We start from the raw sequence: 15,697 nt of genomic DNA, 5'->3' as shown, positions 1-15,697 counted from the left end.
TCATGGGCACTACAACCAGTCCCCGACCTCGCCGACGGGGACCCGGTAGAGGGTGGACGGAGGCGGAGTCCGACGATCGGCCAGGGGCACCGGACACCTCGCCCCGGCAGCACTGCTCCGGGTGGTGCGCCGCTGAGAGCGGCGGCCGATCTCAGCGGGCCGCTGCGGTCCAGGACGTGAGAAGGGTGCGTAGGGCTGCGACCAACGGCAACGGCTGGTCGAGCATCGGGTGATGTCCCGCGTCGGGCAGCTCGATCACCGGAACCCCCACGGGTAGCAACTGTTCCATCCGCACCGCCATCGCCGGCGGGACCAACCCGAACTCGGACCGGAGGAGTGCGGCCCGGCAGCGTAGGGCGGGCAGCAGTTCCCGCATCAACGCGCGCTGGCCGAACATCGCGGGGTCGAACTTCCAGGTCCAGCCACCCTCCACCTGCCGGAGTGATTGCTCCGCGATGTGCCGGGCGATGAAGGGGAGCATCACGTCCTGGCGCGGCAGCGTGGTGAAGCGGGCCACCGCCTCCTCCAGGGTCGGGTAGACCCGCCGCGGCCGCATCCGGTGGCGGATTCCCTTCTCCTCCGGGGGCTGGTCGTTCAAGGGCGAGTCGATGATGACGACGCCGGCGAGTCGCTCGCCGTGCTGGACACCTGTGGTTGCCGCCGCCCAGCCGCCCATGCTGTGGCCGACCACCACAGGTGGCCGGGTGATCCCACCGGCGGCCGCCGCAGCCATCACCTCGGTCGCCCACAGAGTCATGTCGTAGTGCTCACGGTGACCACTGTCGCCGTGCCCGCTCAGATCGAGCGCCACCACCCGCTGTTCGCCGGCGAAGAAGGGAGCTACGTGATCCCACCACCCGGAGTGAGCGGCGCCGCCATGCACCAGCACCAGGCCCGGGAGCGCCGGGTCCCCCCAGCAGCGGAGGTGGATCGCGCAGCCGTCCACGTCCACGTCCACGTGGTCCGGGCGCGAGGCCAGCGCCGCCGAGAACCAGCGGGGGGTGGTTGCCGTCTCCGGCGATGGATCGTGGTGCTCCAATGGATCCTCCTCCGATGCGCCACGGCAGGCTATCCCCGCTAAACCGGTCATCCGGCGGCGGGTGCCTCGCTGCGACGACCAGCCGAACTCCGTCAAGCGGAGGCCGCGAACCGGTGAGTAGCGACGCCCACCTCTCGTCACCGACCGTGCCGCAGGACGAGCTAGCGACGGATGCGGCCTGTCACGGTGGACGTCACGACAGCAAGGACCTGAGCTGCGGCGATGTAGTCGGCCCCGGCAATCGGGGCCGACGGAGCGCATTCCCCGGGGGCAGCCGGTCGGTGATGTCGTGGATCGTTCCGCCGGTGTCCAGGTTGGCGGTGCGGCGCACGTGGATCCGGTTCCCGGCCGGGGTACGTCGTCCATCAGCCAGCCGGCCTCGGCGCCGACGGCGCGGGTTGTGTCGTCCAGCGGGATGCAGGACTCGCCACCGGTGGCCCTTTCCCGGCGGCGGCGCGACCCATTGACCCTCACCTGGCCGTCGGCCTGCCCCAGCTGGTCCGCACGTTCCGGCCGCCCTGTGAGTGCCCTACTTGCATCGGCGACGGCCCGCTGGCCGGGGGGTCATGCGGGCGGGACCGCACGGTCGAGCTCGGTGCGCCGTCCGTAAGGGCGCCCCACTACTGACGCGCCCGGGCAGTAGCCGATGTCCCGTACTCAAGGCTGACCTCCGGTACTTCTCCGGGGGGATCCTCCGGTAGCAGAAGACGGATCCGAGGCGCCGGCCTGTCGGATGACGGCGGGCGGGCGGTGCTGCCGTGCACTGGAACGAGAGAACTTCTGGAGCCTCGTTCGCGATCGTTGGACGGCAGGCAGCAGGCAGCAGGCAGCAACCGCTCCAGCACGGTTCGGGCCGTGGCAGCGGAGCGGGACAGTTCCGGAGGATAGCGACATGGGCGATGCGCAACTGCTCCGCGACGTGCTGGGCGCCGGTCCCTTGCTGCTGACGCCGGAGGAGGCGGTGTGCCTGCTCGGGGCCGGCTGTAAGACGACCATCCGTCGGGCCTCCGGCACGGACGGGTGCGGTCCTAAGGCGCTCCCGATCCAGCCCGACGTCATCGCTCGTAGGGAGGGACCGCGGTGAACCTTGAGGACCTCAGGGCCAGCGGCTCCGCCGTTGTGACGATCGCGCAGGCGGCCTCGGTATTCGGTGTCGACGTCCGCACGGTTACCCGGGCCATCGAGAACGGCGAGCTGCCGGTGGTCCGGTTGGGTCGACGACTACTGATCCCACGCCTACCCCTGCTGGCCGTCCTCGGCGTGGCAGTCGACGACGCTGTCGGAGGCCCGAACGACACCACTGCTGGTAGTCGTTAGCCGCGCACTCCACAACGACCCAGCTGATCGCAACGAGGACGCCTAGCGGCCCCGTACCGACAAGTCGCCGCCCAGCTGACAGCGCATCGTCTGCGTGGGATGGCGTACTCGTTGACCTGAGCTGGCCGACCGATCGGAAGTCGGGTCCGCGAAGGATCGCCTCGTGATACTCCGCGTGATACTGCTGCCCGTGGATTTAGGGGTATCTGGATGCGAACCTGGGTCGTCTGGGCGTCTCTGACGCAAGGCAAAAGCCCAGTTCAGAGCATCGTGACGTACCTAGATGCTGAACCGAGGACAGGAGTTCAAGTCCCCCCTCGGACACTCAGAAGTGGGCTGATGCCCACCTCCCAGACCTGAACCAGGTCCCTCTCGATCCACACACGGCCACCGTCCCGGGCGGCCCAGGCACGGCAACCATCCCGCCGAAGCCGGCCGATCGCCGTCCCAATGCCCCGGCCGATCACGTCTCCGACGCCGCAGTGGTCCAACGGCTGTTGGCCGCGACTGCCCAACCCGGATCGCCCGGGACGGGTCGGTCCATGCCGAACCCCGCTCCCCCGGCCCCACCCGGCCGCCCGCCGGCGAGCAGCCGAATCCCCCTCACTCCCCCCCGCCCACTCCCTCCCCCGCCCCGGGGCTGGCGGCGGCACGACCCCGTCGCCGGCCACCGGACGGCAGGCCTCCCCCGCCCTGACCGGTGTGCCGTCCTCGTGGACGGGCCTCGGCGCGCTGCTCCGGAGTGCCGGTGAGCGGGCACCCGCCGATGCGCTCACCCTGGTCGCCGTCGCCGTCGCCGTCGGCGCCGGTAGCGCCGACGGCCGTCCCCACGTGGACCTGTCCGGCATCTGGGCTCAGTCGGTCGACATGGCCGCCGCCAGCAGCGCCACGCTCATGCGCACCCTGGACGCCAAGGGCCGGCTGCAGCTGCCGGTCGACGTCGACGCCGCCACCAGGCTCCCCGCCGAGCGCGACGGCGCGCTGGTCACCGTGTACCTGCCCGGAAGCCCGGACCAGCCGCGTCCGAACTACGCCACCAACGCCCTTCCCCTGGATGCCCGTGGCCGGCTCACCGTCACCGCCGGCGTGCGCCGAGAGGCCGGCATCGCCGACGGCGCCGACGTCCTCGCCGTCCTCGATCGCGACCGGCGCACCGTCACCCTGACCGCGGCCAGCCGCGTCGACGCCGGCGTCACCGGCCTGCTCGACGGTCTCCGGCGCCCCGCCGCGGCCGCCTCCGGTGACATCGCCCGCCCCGAAGACGCCGCCGTCATCCCGCAGGCCAGCAAGGCGGATGCCGGCCTCGCCACCGGCTCCGGCGGGCGACTGCGCATCGTCGGCTGACCGGCACCTTCCCCGGTGCCCGCGGCACGACCGGTGCCGCCGCAACGCAGGAGAGACCTCCGATGACCACCATCCCCGCCCCGCACGACGGCGCCCTGCCCGACCCCGAGGAGACCGACAGCCGCGCCACCCGCCGCGAGGCCGACCGGGCCGCCAAGCCGGCCAAGAAGGCCAACAAGAGCAGGAGCGTCGACGCGGCCACGACCACCCGGGAGGCGATGCGCGCCAGCCTCATCGGGCAGGGCTTCGACCCCGACGTCGTCGAGGTCATGCTTCCGCCGGCGGACGTGTCGAAGAAGGCCTACACGGTCCGGCTGGCCGTCGCCGACGCCGTGAGGGCCATGCGTCAGGACCTGCCGCGCAGCGAGAAGACGTGGGCGCCCTACCTGCAGCTGCTCGTCGACGGGCTGCCGGGCATGTGCCCCTGCCCGTGCCCGGCGTGCGCGGTTGGCCCCTGCCCGTGCCCGGGCGGCGTCGACGGCCACGCTGACGTCTGCGCCATGCCCGACGACGAGATGCACACCGACTGCGCCGTCCGCTACGTCGGCGTGCCGGACATGCCGGTCAAGAAGGTCGCCCGCAGCACCCTGTCCGACGCCGCGTGGTGGGCCCAGCGGCGCGGCCTCAAGCGCACCGTCGCGCGCAACGTCAAGCGCGAGCAGGCCGGCCGGCCGCTGCTGCACAGCGACGGCCGCGGCGCCCGTGAGCAGTTCCTGCAGGCCAGCCGCTGGATGTTCGGCTGGCTCGGCGACGACGACAAGGTGAAGGCCAACCCGGCCGCGAAGCTCAAGCTGCCGCCGCGGCAGGAGGCCGGTTCCCGGTCGCTGACCGAGGAAGAGTTCCTCGAGGTCTACGGGGTCGCCGTCAGCACCGGGCAGGACCCCACGCTGGACGGGCTCATCCTCCGTCACCTGCTCATCCAGGCCGTGCGGCGTGGTGCGCTGCTGGACACGACCTGCGGCGGACTGGACGTCGAGGGCTGCCGCATCCGCTACTGGGACCAGAAGAAGCAGACGTGACGCTACCGGCCCACCACGCCCACGCACCTGGCCGACCTGCTCACCCACGCCCTGGCCCGCGGGCCGCGGGTGGCCGCCTCGCCGGATGCGACGCCCGAGGAGCGCCGGCACGGCGTCCCGGCGCTCACCGACACCTCGCCGGTCTTCTACGGCCGACCGGTCGACACCTTTGACGCCGACGGCAACTTCGTCTACCGCCACGTGCCGGCCCATCACCCGCAAGCGCATCGAGAGCCTGTTCGCCCGCGTCCGCCGCAACCTGCCGTGGACCGAGCGCATCGAGCTCCGCTGCCACGACGTCAGGCACACCAGCGGGCGCATCGTGTTCAAGGCCGCCGACCAGCAGGCCGCCAAGCTGCACCTGGCCCACGACGGCGGCAGCACCACCGACCACTACCTCAAGGAGCGCCTCGATGAGCTCGCCAAGCTCAAGCAGCAGTTGTTCGAGCGTCCCGTGCAGGGCGAGCAGTAGCGACAACGTGCACTACGGGCCTACCGGTGCCCCGGTGGGCCCGTTGGCGCGGTAGGTCGTTATGCGCCCCGGTGACGTCGGCTAGGCCCGTGCGGTCAGCCGGCGGTTCATGCTGACCGGGCCGGTGTTCAGCGCGATAAGCAGATCGGCGGGCATGGCAGGAGGCGCCTCGCGTGGAATCCGGCGAGAGTGTCGGCGTCCGACCTGCGGTGCTCCGCCGAGCGACACTTCGCGGACGTTCGCCGAACGACACTCCCCACTCAACGAGTCCGACCAGTGACACTCCCGTTCCGCCGAACGACACTTCGGGGTCTTCGCAGATCTGCAACGCCCCAGGCCAGGGTGGGAATCTACGAGCGGGTTCGGGAGCGTGCACCCTTGGCGCGCAGAATCAGCACCCTTCTGGTCGCAGCCCTAAAGTCGGGCGCTGTGGGTGCGACCGGAGGGGTTCTCAGGGGCGGTCGCCTGCACCGGGACACGCCGAGGGCCGGCACCCCGCGGGAGTGCCGGCCCTTCGGTCGCAGCGGAGCGCAGCAGTGAACTACAGGACCTTGCGGGCTGCCTCGACGTATCGCTGGTTGATGAGCACCCGCCAGTCGTCCTTCGTGCCTTCGATGAGCTCGTAGTCGACGACAGGCGGCATCTTGGCCAGCTCTCGCCGCTTGATACCGCCGACGACGCCGCCGAGTGAGGGGCCGGTGATGCCGAGGTCCTCCAGGGCCTTGCCGTAGTCGGCTCGCTCCTGCTCCTGGGTGAGCAGGTAGCGCACGAGGTCCCTGCCGGCGTCGGTGAGGGCGAGAACGGCCTCCTCGTCGCGGTTCGGGGTTCCTTGCATCGTCCGCTGGGCGATCGCCCGCAGTCGCTCAGCGGTCGCTTCCAGCTCGTTGGCGAGGTTGAGCAGCTCGTGCGGGGTGGTGGGGTCGGTGACCATGGTGGGCCCTCTCGTTGGTGGCGCCGGCACCTCGCCGGCGAAACCATTGAACCGTAGGTTCATCACTTTACGCAACACATTGAACCAATGATTGATCGGTATTGCCTCGATGTCCCGCCGCGCGGACGAGCGCCGGCCGCCGGCCCATCACCGAACTGCGCGCATTGGACATCGTGGCCTGGTGGGCCGGCGCCCCGACGGCCCAGTGAGGGTCGGGCACGTACTTGTCGAACAGCGTGAGCAGCGGGTAGTCGGCCGGCCCGTTGCGCAGCACCGACACGGTCCGCTGGCGGAGCAGGGCGTGCCGCATCCGTTGCGGCACCTGCACCGGGCCGCTGCGCAAGTCGAGGCGACTGCCGTCCCGGCCGAGCATGCCGGCGTGCACGTCGGTGAACCGCTGGTCGGCGGGAAGCAGCTGAGCCAACGCGTCCGAGGCCGGCGTGTAGGGGTCGCGGCCGGCGTCCCGCAGCTCCCACACCTCGTCGGCGTCAGTGGAGGGGTGGGCCTCGAGCTCCCGCAGCGTGCCCAGCTCCACCTTCGCCGCTTTTCTGCGCAAAGCGGTCCTCACCGCGGCCGGAGGCACGACCGTGATCGGGGTCGTCAAGGCGAGCCTGGACACACGGTACTTCCGGGAGAACATCACCGACGTCGGCGCGGTGGTCTGGAGCGTGCCCGGCCGCGTCAGGTTCACGGGGCCCCATGCGACGGGGGCGACCCGACGTGGGGTGTGGCCGTCATCGAGTGGCCCGCCGGCCTGAACCCGCCCAGCTCGACGGTCGAGCAGCCCGGCCGACCCGCCATCCTGCAGACCTGGGAGCCGTGCTGAACGGCGCCCGTCCTGCTGCACACCTGTTCGCCGAGCGTTGACGCCAGCCCGACAGCGGCCAGCGTCGATGTGAAACGCCGTCCGTGGGCGTCCCGAGCCGCAGATGGAGCGGTTGTCGGCCCCTGTCGTCGCGCGCCACCATGACGGTCATGAGCTCGGACCCCGGCTTCCGGCGCCGGACCGGTGCGCCGTGGATCGACCTGCTGTGGTGGGACTGAGGCCCTGTGTCCAGGCGTCAGATCGGTTCGGCGGACCAGGTCGCGTGCAGTGTGCCGGCCGCGATGGCGGCGTCGGCGTCCTCGCCGCGCTCGAGCGCGGCGGTCCGGCACTTGCGCGAGCCCGGAGCGCCGTCGACACGAGGATGGCACCAGTGGCCGTCGACCCGGCAGATGCGCGCCCCGCACCGGCAGTCGGCCCAGCCCGTGACCGCGGTCAGCGCGATGAGCACCTCGGGTTCCTCGACCATCGCCTGCCAGCGGGCCACCTCGGCGGCATCAGCGGTGCGCGACAGGGCGCGCATCGGCTCCCGATCGTGGCGGACCGCCGACGACGAACTCCAGCAGAGGGCGACGAACGCCCGCTCATCTGGGCGCAAGCGGGTCTCCGACACCTGGCCGCCTTCGACCCGGCGCTTGACCCAGCCTTCGCGGGACAGGTGGACGCTGGCGGTCGACCCGGCGCCGCGACGGGCAACGAAGATCAGATGGTTGCCGAAGAGGTCGGGCCAGCATGCGCTGTAGCCATCGGCCCCGGGCCAGTCGTCCAGGGGCAGGGCCGCCGCCACTGGCAAGGAGGTCAGCATCCGCACCGACCCACGCCGCAGCACATCCGACAGCCACTTCTCCATGGCGGGCAGGCTACCCGCGCCATCACATTCTGTAAGCGCCAGTGACGGTGCGTTCGACGCACTACTCGCGAGGATGGCGGCGATCAGCGTCGCGGCTCCTTCAGCGGGTCTACTCGTCGTCGGGCGTCTTCTCGTACCACCGGATCCGGTCGACGTTTCGCGCTCCAGCCATCTGCGGAGCGCTGAGTCCACCACGGGTAAGTCGTGCATTGGTGAGGTCGGCCTCGGTGAGATTCGCGCCGGTGAGATCCGCGCCGGTGAGGTCCGCGTCGGTGAGATCCGCGCGGAGAAGGTTGGCGTTGGCCAGCCTTGCGCGGGGCAGCTGGGTACCGACCAGCTTGGCGTCGTGGAGGTCAGCGCCGGTCAGGTCTGCCTCGCAGAGATCGGCGTTGTGCAGCCTGGTGAGGACGAGGTGAGCACCGACCAGCTTGGCGTCGTAGAGGAAGGCACCGCGCAGATCCGCCGCGGAGAGGGTGGCGCCGGTCAGGTCGGCGCCGGCGAACTGAGCATCGGAGAGGTTCGAACGGGCGAACATGGCGTCAGTCAGCGTCGCTCGCTGGAAGTTCCTGCCTCTGAGGTCCGAGTCGGGGAGCACAGCACCGGGTAGCTTCGCGCCGACGAGCCGGGCGCCGGTCAGGATCGTGTTGTGGAGAGTCGCGCCGGTCAGGTTCGCCCCGTCGAGCCGGGCGCCGGTCAGGTCCGCCCCGAGGAGCTGGGCGCCGGTCAGGTCCGCCCCGAGGAGCTGGGCGCCGTTCAGGTCCGCCCCGAAGAGCCAGGCGCCGGTCAGGTCTGCCCCGTCGAGATGCGCTTCGGTCAGTTCCGCGCCGTCGAGCTGGGCGCCGGTCATGTCCGCACCGTAGAGCTGGGCACCGGCCAGGTACGCACCGTCGAGCCTGGCTCTGCGGAGCATGGTGACCGGTAGCTCGATGGGGTTCTCGCCAGCCACGCGACGGCGTCGGCCCAGCACGGTGACCACGGCCTGGACGTCCTCGGCCGGGTGCTCCGGGACAGCTGGCGTGTGGCGGCGGCGATGCCCGGCGACGCGCCGCTCCCTCACAGGCGGCGCCTCCCCCGGTGCGCGCGGTGCGTGGTGGCGGACGTAAGCGGTGAGTGCCTCCATGATCGTGGGCTGGTCGGTTGGGCTGTCGTGCATCAGCCTTTCGAGGGCGTAGATGCCGCCGAGGCGGACCTCGAGCTTGTCGCTGCCCAGCTGCTCGACGGCCTTCGAGTAGCGGTCGGTGATCTGACCTTCCCGGCTGAGTCGGTAGGTCCGGGCGGTGTAGGCCAGGCCGCCCGCAGCACCGAGCGCAACCAGCATGGCCACCAGGCCGGTCCGGGTGTCGGCAATCGCCTGATGCCGCTCGGCAGGCTCGTTGAGATGCGGGTGGCGGGTGAGCACCGCCGGCAGCACCCAGATAACGGCCACGACCGCGACCATCACGACCAGCCCGAGATAGGTCAGCAGGAGCGGGCGCCGTTGCTGCAGCCGCTGGCGGATCTTCTCCCGCCGCCGGGGCGCCTCCGCGTGGCCGGGCTGCCGCGTCCGTCGCGGCAGCGGGAAGAGCAGCGTCGCCACCGCAATCAGCACGGCGGTGACCCCAACGGCGACGACGATTGCGGTGCTCACCGGGGCGGGCTACCCCTCCTCGGCGTCCTCGCCGCCGAGGACGGGGTCCTCGTCGCCGCTGAGGGTGGCCGGCGCCAGGTGCAGGACCATCTGTCGCGCGCCCTGGGCGGTGAGTCGGTGAGCTTCGCCTGCTTACGCAGCGATCGGCCCGCCGTGTACTGCTCCAGGACGAACGCCTCGACCTGAGAACGAACCACTCGGTCCGGACGGGCGTGGGCAGTGCCGCGGAACTCAGGCAGCGCCCGAGGTCCTGGACGCGGCGGGTTCGGCACCGCAGCAGGCTAGCCGCGCCGACTCCGCGACGCGCCCCTCCGGAAGGTGAACCGCAGCGCTCAGGGTCCTGTGCAGGCGAATGCGGAGCGAGCCCGATCGAGAAGCGTGCACGCGGCGAAGTTCATCGGGGCCACGAGAAGGCCGGCGGAGTCGATGGAGAGTTGGGGTTGCAACGAAACCACCGGGTGAATGCGCTGCGGTTCCAGGCGCGCATGGTGCTCACGGGACCGCGAGAGTGAGACGCGCCCGTCCTCGCGGGCGTCGGAGTGTGCCTCTACGGCCTGCACCGCGTCCTGCGCGTACTGGTCTGGGCCTACCTCGTCCGTCGGGCGAGGGAAGCCGATCTGCCGGCCATCGCCCGCGCGTTCGCTCCTCACCCGGGCGCTCCGGGGGCAGCACCCCTCCGCGCTGATCGCGGCCGGGGAGTCCGAGCAGGTCGTCTCCGACCTGGCCGCCTCGATCGGGACGATCGCCGGCGCGTTCGCGCCCCGCCCGGTCACGTACCGCGCCGCCGATCTGCGCAGCAACGAGTTCCGCGGCCTCACCGGCGGCGACGTGTACGAGCCCGTCGAGGACAACCCGATGATCGGCTACCGCGGCTGCTACCGGTACGTCCACGACCCGTCGTTCTTCCGCCTCGAGCTGGCCGCGCTCGCCCGGGTGCGGGAGGAGTTCCCGGCCGTCGGCCTGATGATCCCCTTCGTGCGCACGAAGTGGGAGCTGGAGGCGTGCCTCCAGCTCGTCGACGACTCCCCGCTCGGTCGGCAGCGGGGCCTGCGGCCTGGGTGATGGCGGAGGTCCCGTCGGTGGCGCACTGGCTGCCCGAGTACGTCGGACTGGGCGTCGACGGCGTCTCCATCGGGAGCAACGACCTCACCCAGCTCGTCCTCGGGGTGGACCGGGACTCCGGCGACCTCGCCGAGCTCTTCGACGAGGCCGACCCCGCCGTGCTCGCCGTCATCGACGCGGTCATAGCCGCAGCCCGGCGGACGGGGATCCCGTCGAGCCTCTGCGGGCAGGCACCGTCCCGACGTCCCGAGTTCGTCGAGCACCTCGTGCGCGCGGGCATCACCTCCGTCTCGGTCGAGCCGGCCGCCGTACCCGCCACGCGGCGGGCGCTGGCCACCGCCGAGCGGCGTCTACTCCTGGAGGCCGCGCACCGCGCCGCCCCCTCGTCGGCGGTGTCCCGGTGACCGGCCGGCTGTCGCAGCTCGACGAACGGATGGCTGCGCTGGAGACGGCCGCCGGCCGGGCGACGCTCACCTCGGCCTTCTGCGACGTACCTCCCTGCGCCCCTGTCCTGCACCCGGACCGGCTGGAGGTGCGCGTCGATCGGACGCCCGGGGCATCCGGCACGTGGTCTCCCCCGCGCCGAGACGTCCAGGGTGTCGGAGCCCTGGTGCTCGGCGTCCGGGTCGCGCTGGCCGGGCAGGGCTGGGCCGTGGAGGTCGACCGCCTGCCCCGCCCGGACGACCCCGAGCTGGTCGCCGTCCTGCGTCCCGTGGCACGAGCTCTCGAAGCGGGGCTCGCTCCGCTCGCCGCCGTGGCCGCCGGAGGGCCGCTCGGCCGTCGCACCACCCGGGCACGGGTGCCCTCGCCCACCCTGCTGTCGCACCTGGGCCGCGTGGCGGCGCTCGAAGGCGCAGTGCTCGTACCGATCACGTCCGACGACGGCCGCCGCGCGGTGGAGGAGTTCGACCGGGAGGCCGGCTCCGTGCTCGGGCACGCCTCGGGCGCGGCCACCGGCGCGGGAGAGCGCGCGGACCGGGACGTCTTCCTGCTCCTCGCCACCGAGGCCGACGACGAGCTCGCCGCGTTGCGGTCGGGAGAGGCGCTGGAACGCGTCCTGCTCGAGCTGGCGCACCGAGGCTGGACCGCCAGCGTGGTCCCCTCCGCCCTCGCCGTCCCCCTCGTCCGGGCCGAGGCGCGGTCGGCGCTGTGCTGGGACGACCACCCCCAGGCCCTGATCAGGATCGGGTGACCCGGTGCGCGGTCGCCCCGACCTGCCTCTCGGCGGTGCTCCAGGTCGGGCGGGGTCCGAAGTCCCCACCCTCCCGGCCTTTGGGCCGCTCCCCCGCAGGACCCGCCGGGTCCACGGTGGTGCCACGCCCGCCCCAGGACGCCGGAGGCGCGGCCGGGGACCGGGAGACGGAGGAGGGAGCGTCATGTCCGAGACCACGGTGGAGCAGCGCGCCGACTGGGGCACGCTCACCGAGCGGCTCAGCGCCGCCTCGGCAGGCAACGAGGTGACCATCGAGATCCTCGACGCGGAGGGCGGCGATGCATCGATGGTCGAGCGGCTGCCGTTCTCCGGCATCACCTACGACCACAAGGACGACGTCCTCGTCGTGTCCGTCGGTGGGAGCGAACCGCGGTTCCCGGTGCAGCTGCGCCACGTGATCGAGCACCCGACCGAGATCCAGTTCGACGTGGTGCGGCAGGGCGGAGCGCTCAAGGTCACCGACGCGTCGGGTACGACCACGCTGATCAGCATCCTGCGGCGTTCCGACCGCGGCGATCACGGTTCCTCGCAGCCGTAGCCGGCGCGGCGGGCGCGGCGAGGGACGTCGGCATGACGGGGTGGTTGCTCCGCTACGACGGGTGGGATCCCTCCGCGGAGGCGCTGCGCGAGTCGCTGTGCGCGCTGGGCAACGGGCGGTTCGCCACGCGCGCCGCCGCCCCGGAGAACCGAGCGGGGAACGGGTCCTACCCCGGGACCTACGCCGCGGGCGTGTTCGACCGCCTGCCCGACGTGGTCGACGGCCACCGGCTGGAGAACGAGAGCATCGTCAACCTGCCCGACTGGCAGTCGCTCACCTTCCGCATCGACGACGGCGCCTGGCTGGACCTCTCCGCCCTGGCCGTCACCGGATACGTGCAGGAGCTCGACCTGCGCCGCGGCGTGCTGACCCGCCGGTTCGTCGTCGAGGACCAGCAGGGGCGGCGGACCGGGGTGGCCCAGCGACGCCTGGTCTCCATGGCCGACCCGTGCCTGGCCGCCCTGGACCTCACCGTGGAGGCCGAGAACTGGTCGGGCACGCTGACCGTCCGCTCGGCCCTGGACGGGCGGGTCACCAACGACGGGGTCGCCCGGTACCGCGGGCTGGACGGGCGGCACCTCGTGGACCTCCGGCCCGTGGTCGACGGCGACGTCCTCGGGCTCGACGCCCGCACCGTCCAGTCGGGTGTCGTCGTGAGCCTGGCCGCCCGGCACCGCGTGCTCGTCGACGGACGGCCCGCCACGGCCGGGACGGAGACGGCCACGGAGCCGGGCTGCGCGGCGGTCGACCTCGTCCTGGCCGTCGATCCGGGCCGACCGGTGACCGTCGAGAAGATCGCCGCTCTGTGCACCTCGCGCGACCGCGGCATCGGCGAACCCGGTGAGGCGGCACGTGACGAGATCGCCCGGGCCGGGAGCTTCGCCGACGTCCTCGCCCGGCACGAGCTGGCGTGGGACCACCTCTGGACCCGGTGCGACGTGCGGATCACCGGCCCGGTCCGCGCCACCCTCGTGCTCCGGCTGCACGTGTTCCACCTGCTGCAGAGCGTCTCCCCGCACAGCGTCGACCTGGACGTGGGCATCCCCGCGCGGGGACTGCACGGTGAGGCGTACCGCGGCCACGTCTTCTGGGACGAGGTGTTCGTGCTCCCCTTCCTGAACCTGCGGCTGCCCGAGGTGGCCCGGGCGATGCTGCTCTACCGCTGGCGCCGCCTGCCGCAGGCCCGCGCGAGCGCCCGGGCCGTCGGCCGGCGAGGAGCCATGTTCCCTTGGCAGAGCGGCTCGACGGGTCGCGAGGAGACGCAGACCATGCACCTCAACCCGCGGTCCCAGCGGTGGCTGCCCGACAACTCCCACCTGCAGCGGCACATCGGCCTGGCGGTCGCCTACAACACCTGGCGGTACTACGAGGCGACCGGGGACGTCGACTTCCTCAGCGAGTACGGCGCCGAACTCATCCTGTCCGTGGCCGCGTTCTGGGGTGACCTGGCCAGCTACGACCCCGTCGGGGACCGCTTCGACATCTGCGGGGTGATGGGCCCCGACGAGTACCACGACGCCCTGCCCGGCGCGGACTCCCCGGGGCTCGACGACAACGCCTACACCAACGTGATGGCGGCCTGGACGCTCACCCGGGCGCTCGAGTGCCTCGACGTGCTCCTCCCGGGCCGACGGCACGAACTCCTCGACCTCCTGGACATCCGCCGCGCGGACCTGGAGCACTGGCAGCACGTCAGCCGGAAGCTCCGGCTGTGCTGGGCGGACGGCGTGCTGCTCCAGTTCAGGGGGTACGACCAGCTCGAGGAGTTCGACTGGGCCGGGTACCGGGAGCGCTACGGCGACATCAGCCGGCTGGACCGCATCCTGGAGGCCGAGGGACGCAGCCCCAACGACTACAAGCTGTCCAAGCAGGCCGACGTCCTCATGCTGTTCCAGCTGCTCACGTCCGACGAGCTGTACGCCGTCCTGGACCGTCTCGGGTACCCGCACGACCGGCACACCATCCCGCGTTCGGTCGCGTACTACCTGGAGCGCACCAGCCACGGGTCGACCCTGTCGAAGGTCGTGCACGCGTGGGTCCTGGCCCGGGGGGACCGGCGGAGGGCGTGGAACTGGTTCCTCGAGGCCCTCGAGAGCGACGTGGCGGACGTGCAGGGCGGCACCACGGGAGAAGGGATCCACCTCGGCGCCATGGCCGGGACCCTCGACCTGCTCCAGCGCGGGTTCACCGGCCTGGAGACACGCGAGGAGGTCCTGGGCTTCGACCCCTTCCTGCCGGACGCCCTCGGCAGCGTGCGGTTCCGGTTGCGCTACCGGCGGCACAGCGAGGTGGAGGTGACCATCGACCACGACACGCTCACCGTCGGCGGTTCCTCCACCGGCTCGACGGTGCTGCCGGTGCGGGTCCGGGACAAGCACTTCAGGCTCGATCCGCGGGGCAGCCTCGCCATCCCCCTGCGCCGGCGACGCGGTGACTGACGCCTCCTCGGCCCCCCGAGGACATCCCCCGACGCAGAGGAGATCCCGTGACCGATCCGACCAGCCCGGCCCCGGTGGTCGTGGGGCTCGACGGCTCCGCCGACGCCTGGGCGGCGGCCGAGCTCGCCGCGGAGGAGGCGCGCCGACGGGGTGCCCCGGTCGAGCTGCTGTTCGCGTTCCCGTGGCCGGAGGGCGCGCGGGTCGCGGCGCCGGAGGGGTTCGACGGACGGGCCGCGATGCACGTGATGGCGGAACTGGTGCTCGAGACGGCGGTCGACACCCTGCGGCGACGCGTCCCCGGCCTCACGGTCGGATCCCGGATGCACGTGGGCGCGGCTCCCGACGTGCTGGTGGCCGCCAGCAGGTCGGCGCAGCTGCTCTGCGTCGGGTCCCGGAGCAGCGGCTCGATCGACGACGTCGTCCTGGGATCCACGGCGTCGGCCGTCGCCCGGCACGCTGCGTGCCCGGTGCTGGTCGTCCCCCTGCGCGCCGGGTCCACGGTCACCGGCCGGTCCGGCGTGGTGGTCGGTGTCGACGGACCGGAGGACGACCCGGTGCTGGACGCCGCGTTCGACGCGGCGGAGGCGCGCGACTGCGGACTGGTGGCCGTGCACACCTGGCGGCACCCCTTCCCCGGAGCGGCCCACGTCGTCCTCGACCCCCTGATCGGTGCCGACGCCGCCCAGCGGCGCCAGGAGTCCCTCCTGGACGACCTCCTGACGTCCCGGACGACCCGCCGGCCCGACGTGCCCGTCCGCCGGGTGGTCGAGCAGGCCCGGGCCGCGGACGTGCTGCTGTCGGCGGCCCTGACCGCGGAGCTCCTCGTGGTCGGCCGGCATCACCGGCCCGGCGGGCCGCTGGGCACGCTCCGGTCGACGACGAACGCGGTGCTGCACCGGGCCGGCTGCCCGGTGGAGGTCGTCCCCGGGGCCGGACCGGCGGAGGCCGGAAGACCCGGGGCGCGCTGACCGGGCCCGCTCGGCGGGACGGGCACGGGGTCCGCGGGACCACCGAGGTCGTGGAG

General features: G+C 72.4%; 15 protein-coding genes. 10 read left to right on the top strand and 5 right to left on the bottom strand.

The window, feature by feature from the left end:
* Positions 1-151: 151 nt before the first annotated feature.
* A complete protein-coding gene (locus tag JKP76_RS14175; protein ID WP_040339455.1) occupies positions 152-1,039 on the bottom strand; it encodes an alpha/beta fold hydrolase in 888 nt (295 codons plus the stop codon).
* A 1,080-nt stretch (positions 1,040-2,119) separates the two neighbouring features.
* Between JKP76_RS14175 and JKP76_RS21195 the strand changes: the two genes are divergently transcribed.
* The 4 genes from JKP76_RS21195 to JKP76_RS14155 all read left to right on the top strand — a co-directional run bounded on the left by JKP76_RS21195 (position 2,120) and on the right by JKP76_RS14155 (position 5,191).
* On the top strand, positions 2,120-2,356 hold the full coding sequence (locus tag JKP76_RS21195) for a helix-turn-helix domain-containing protein (RefSeq protein ID WP_051515995.1): 237 nt from the start codon (positions 2,120-2,122) through the stop codon (positions 2,354-2,356).
* Between the two features lie 702 nt (positions 2,357-3,058).
* The gene (locus JKP76_RS14165; RefSeq protein WP_200491626.1) at positions 3,059-3,700 is read left to right on the top strand and encodes a hypothetical protein; all 642 of its coding nucleotides are present in this window, start codon (positions 3,059-3,061) and stop codon (positions 3,698-3,700) included.
* Positions 3,701-3,762: 62 nt separating this feature from the next.
* On the top strand, positions 3,763-4,719 hold the full coding sequence (locus JKP76_RS14160; protein ID WP_200491625.1) for a hypothetical protein: 957 nt from the start codon (positions 3,763-3,765) through the stop codon (positions 4,717-4,719).
* Between the two features lie 169 nt (positions 4,720-4,888).
* Positions 4,889-5,191 (top strand): hypothetical protein, encoded by a 303-nt coding sequence (locus JKP76_RS14155; protein WP_200491624.1) that lies wholly within the window; start codon positions 4,889-4,891, stop codon positions 5,189-5,191.
* A gap of 541 nt (positions 5,192-5,732) precedes the next feature.
* Here JKP76_RS14155 and JKP76_RS14150 read toward each other — a convergent pair.
* The 4 genes from JKP76_RS14150 to JKP76_RS23530 form a co-directional block, all read right to left on the bottom strand.
* The gene (locus tag JKP76_RS14150) at positions 5,733-6,122 is read right to left on the bottom strand and encodes a hypothetical protein (RefSeq protein WP_200491623.1); all 390 of its coding nucleotides are present in this window, start codon (positions 6,120-6,122) and stop codon (positions 5,733-5,735) included.
* A 67-nt stretch (positions 6,123-6,189) separates the two neighbouring features.
* On the bottom strand, positions 6,190-6,690 hold the full coding sequence (locus JKP76_RS14145; protein WP_200491622.1) for a hypothetical protein: 501 nt from the start codon (positions 6,688-6,690) through the stop codon (positions 6,190-6,192).
* Positions 6,691-7,183: 493 nt separating this feature from the next.
* The gene (locus tag JKP76_RS14140) at positions 7,184-7,795 is read right to left on the bottom strand and encodes a hypothetical protein (protein ID WP_200491621.1); all 612 of its coding nucleotides are present in this window, start codon (positions 7,793-7,795) and stop codon (positions 7,184-7,186) included.
* Positions 7,796-7,904: 109 nt separating this feature from the next.
* Positions 7,905-9,422: a pentapeptide repeat-containing protein gene (locus tag JKP76_RS23530; RefSeq protein ID WP_200491620.1), complete on the bottom strand. Its 1,518-nt coding sequence runs from the start codon at positions 9,420-9,422 to the stop codon at positions 7,905-7,907.
* A gap of 462 nt (positions 9,423-9,884) precedes the next feature.
* Here JKP76_RS23530 and JKP76_RS22615 point away from each other — a divergent pair, with 462 nt between their 5' ends.
* The 6 genes from JKP76_RS22615 to JKP76_RS14105 all read left to right on the top strand — a co-directional run bounded on the left by JKP76_RS22615 (position 9,885) and on the right by JKP76_RS14105 (position 15,641).
* Positions 9,885-10,484: a putative PEP-binding protein gene (locus tag JKP76_RS22615; RefSeq protein ID WP_200491619.1), complete on the top strand. Its 600-nt coding sequence runs from the start codon at positions 9,885-9,887 to the stop codon at positions 10,482-10,484.
* Entirely contained in the window at positions 10,484-10,888 is a 405-nt protein-coding gene (locus JKP76_RS22610) for a putative PEP-binding protein (RefSeq protein WP_200493013.1), read from the top strand. The genes JKP76_RS22615 and JKP76_RS22610 overlap by 1 nt, the downstream gene beginning before the upstream one ends.
* Positions 10,885-11,676: a hypothetical protein gene (locus JKP76_RS14120; protein ID WP_200491617.1), complete on the top strand. Its 792-nt coding sequence runs from the start codon at positions 10,885-10,887 to the stop codon at positions 11,674-11,676. The genes JKP76_RS22610 and JKP76_RS14120 overlap by 4 nt, the downstream gene beginning before the upstream one ends.
* 184 nt (positions 11,677-11,860) lie before the next feature.
* Positions 11,861-12,235 (top strand): DUF5335 family protein, encoded by a 375-nt coding sequence (locus tag JKP76_RS14115; RefSeq protein WP_200491616.1) that lies wholly within the window; start codon positions 11,861-11,863, stop codon positions 12,233-12,235.
* Positions 12,236-12,267: 32 nt separating this feature from the next.
* Complete coding sequence (locus tag JKP76_RS14110) at positions 12,268-14,673, top strand: glycoside hydrolase family 65 protein (protein WP_200491615.1); 2,406 nt, start codon at positions 12,268-12,270, stop codon at positions 14,671-14,673.
* A gap of 47 nt (positions 14,674-14,720) precedes the next feature.
* Positions 14,721-15,641 (top strand): universal stress protein, encoded by a 921-nt coding sequence (locus JKP76_RS14105; RefSeq protein ID WP_200491614.1) that lies wholly within the window; start codon positions 14,721-14,723, stop codon positions 15,639-15,641.
* Positions 15,642-15,697 lie beyond the last annotated feature (56 nt).

This window comes from Blastococcus sp. TML/C7B (assembly GCF_016612845.1).
GTDB lineage: Bacteria > Actinomycetota > Actinomycetes > Mycobacteriales > Geodermatophilaceae > Blastococcus.
This window is presented reverse-complemented; position numbering and strand designations above follow the sequence as displayed.

Bases quoted from the DNA above. Each gene is read 5' to 3' on its own strand.
- JKP76_RS14160 (WP_200491625.1), top strand. From the start codon at position 3,763: ATGACCACCATCCCCGCCCCGCACGACGGCGCCCTGCCCGACCCCGAG.
- JKP76_RS14150 (WP_200491623.1), bottom strand. From the start codon at position 6,122: ATGGTCACCGACCCCACCACCCCGCACGAGCTGCTCAACCTCGCCAAC.
- JKP76_RS14140 (WP_200491621.1), bottom strand. From the start codon at position 7,795: ATGGAGAAGTGGCTGTCGGATGTGCTGCGGCGTGGGTCGGTGCGGATG.
- JKP76_RS22615 (WP_200491619.1), top strand. From the start codon at position 9,885: ATGCGCTGCGGTTCCAGGCGCGCATGGTGCTCACGGGACCGCGAGAGT.
- JKP76_RS22610 (WP_200493013.1), top strand. From the start codon at position 10,484: ATGGCGGAGGTCCCGTCGGTGGCGCACTGGCTGCCCGAGTACGTCGGA.
- JKP76_RS14115 (WP_200491616.1), top strand. From the start codon at position 11,861: ATGTCCGAGACCACGGTGGAGCAGCGCGCCGACTGGGGCACGCTCACC.
- JKP76_RS14110 (WP_200491615.1), top strand. From the start codon at position 12,268: ATGACGGGGTGGTTGCTCCGCTACGACGGGTGGGATCCCTCCGCGGAG.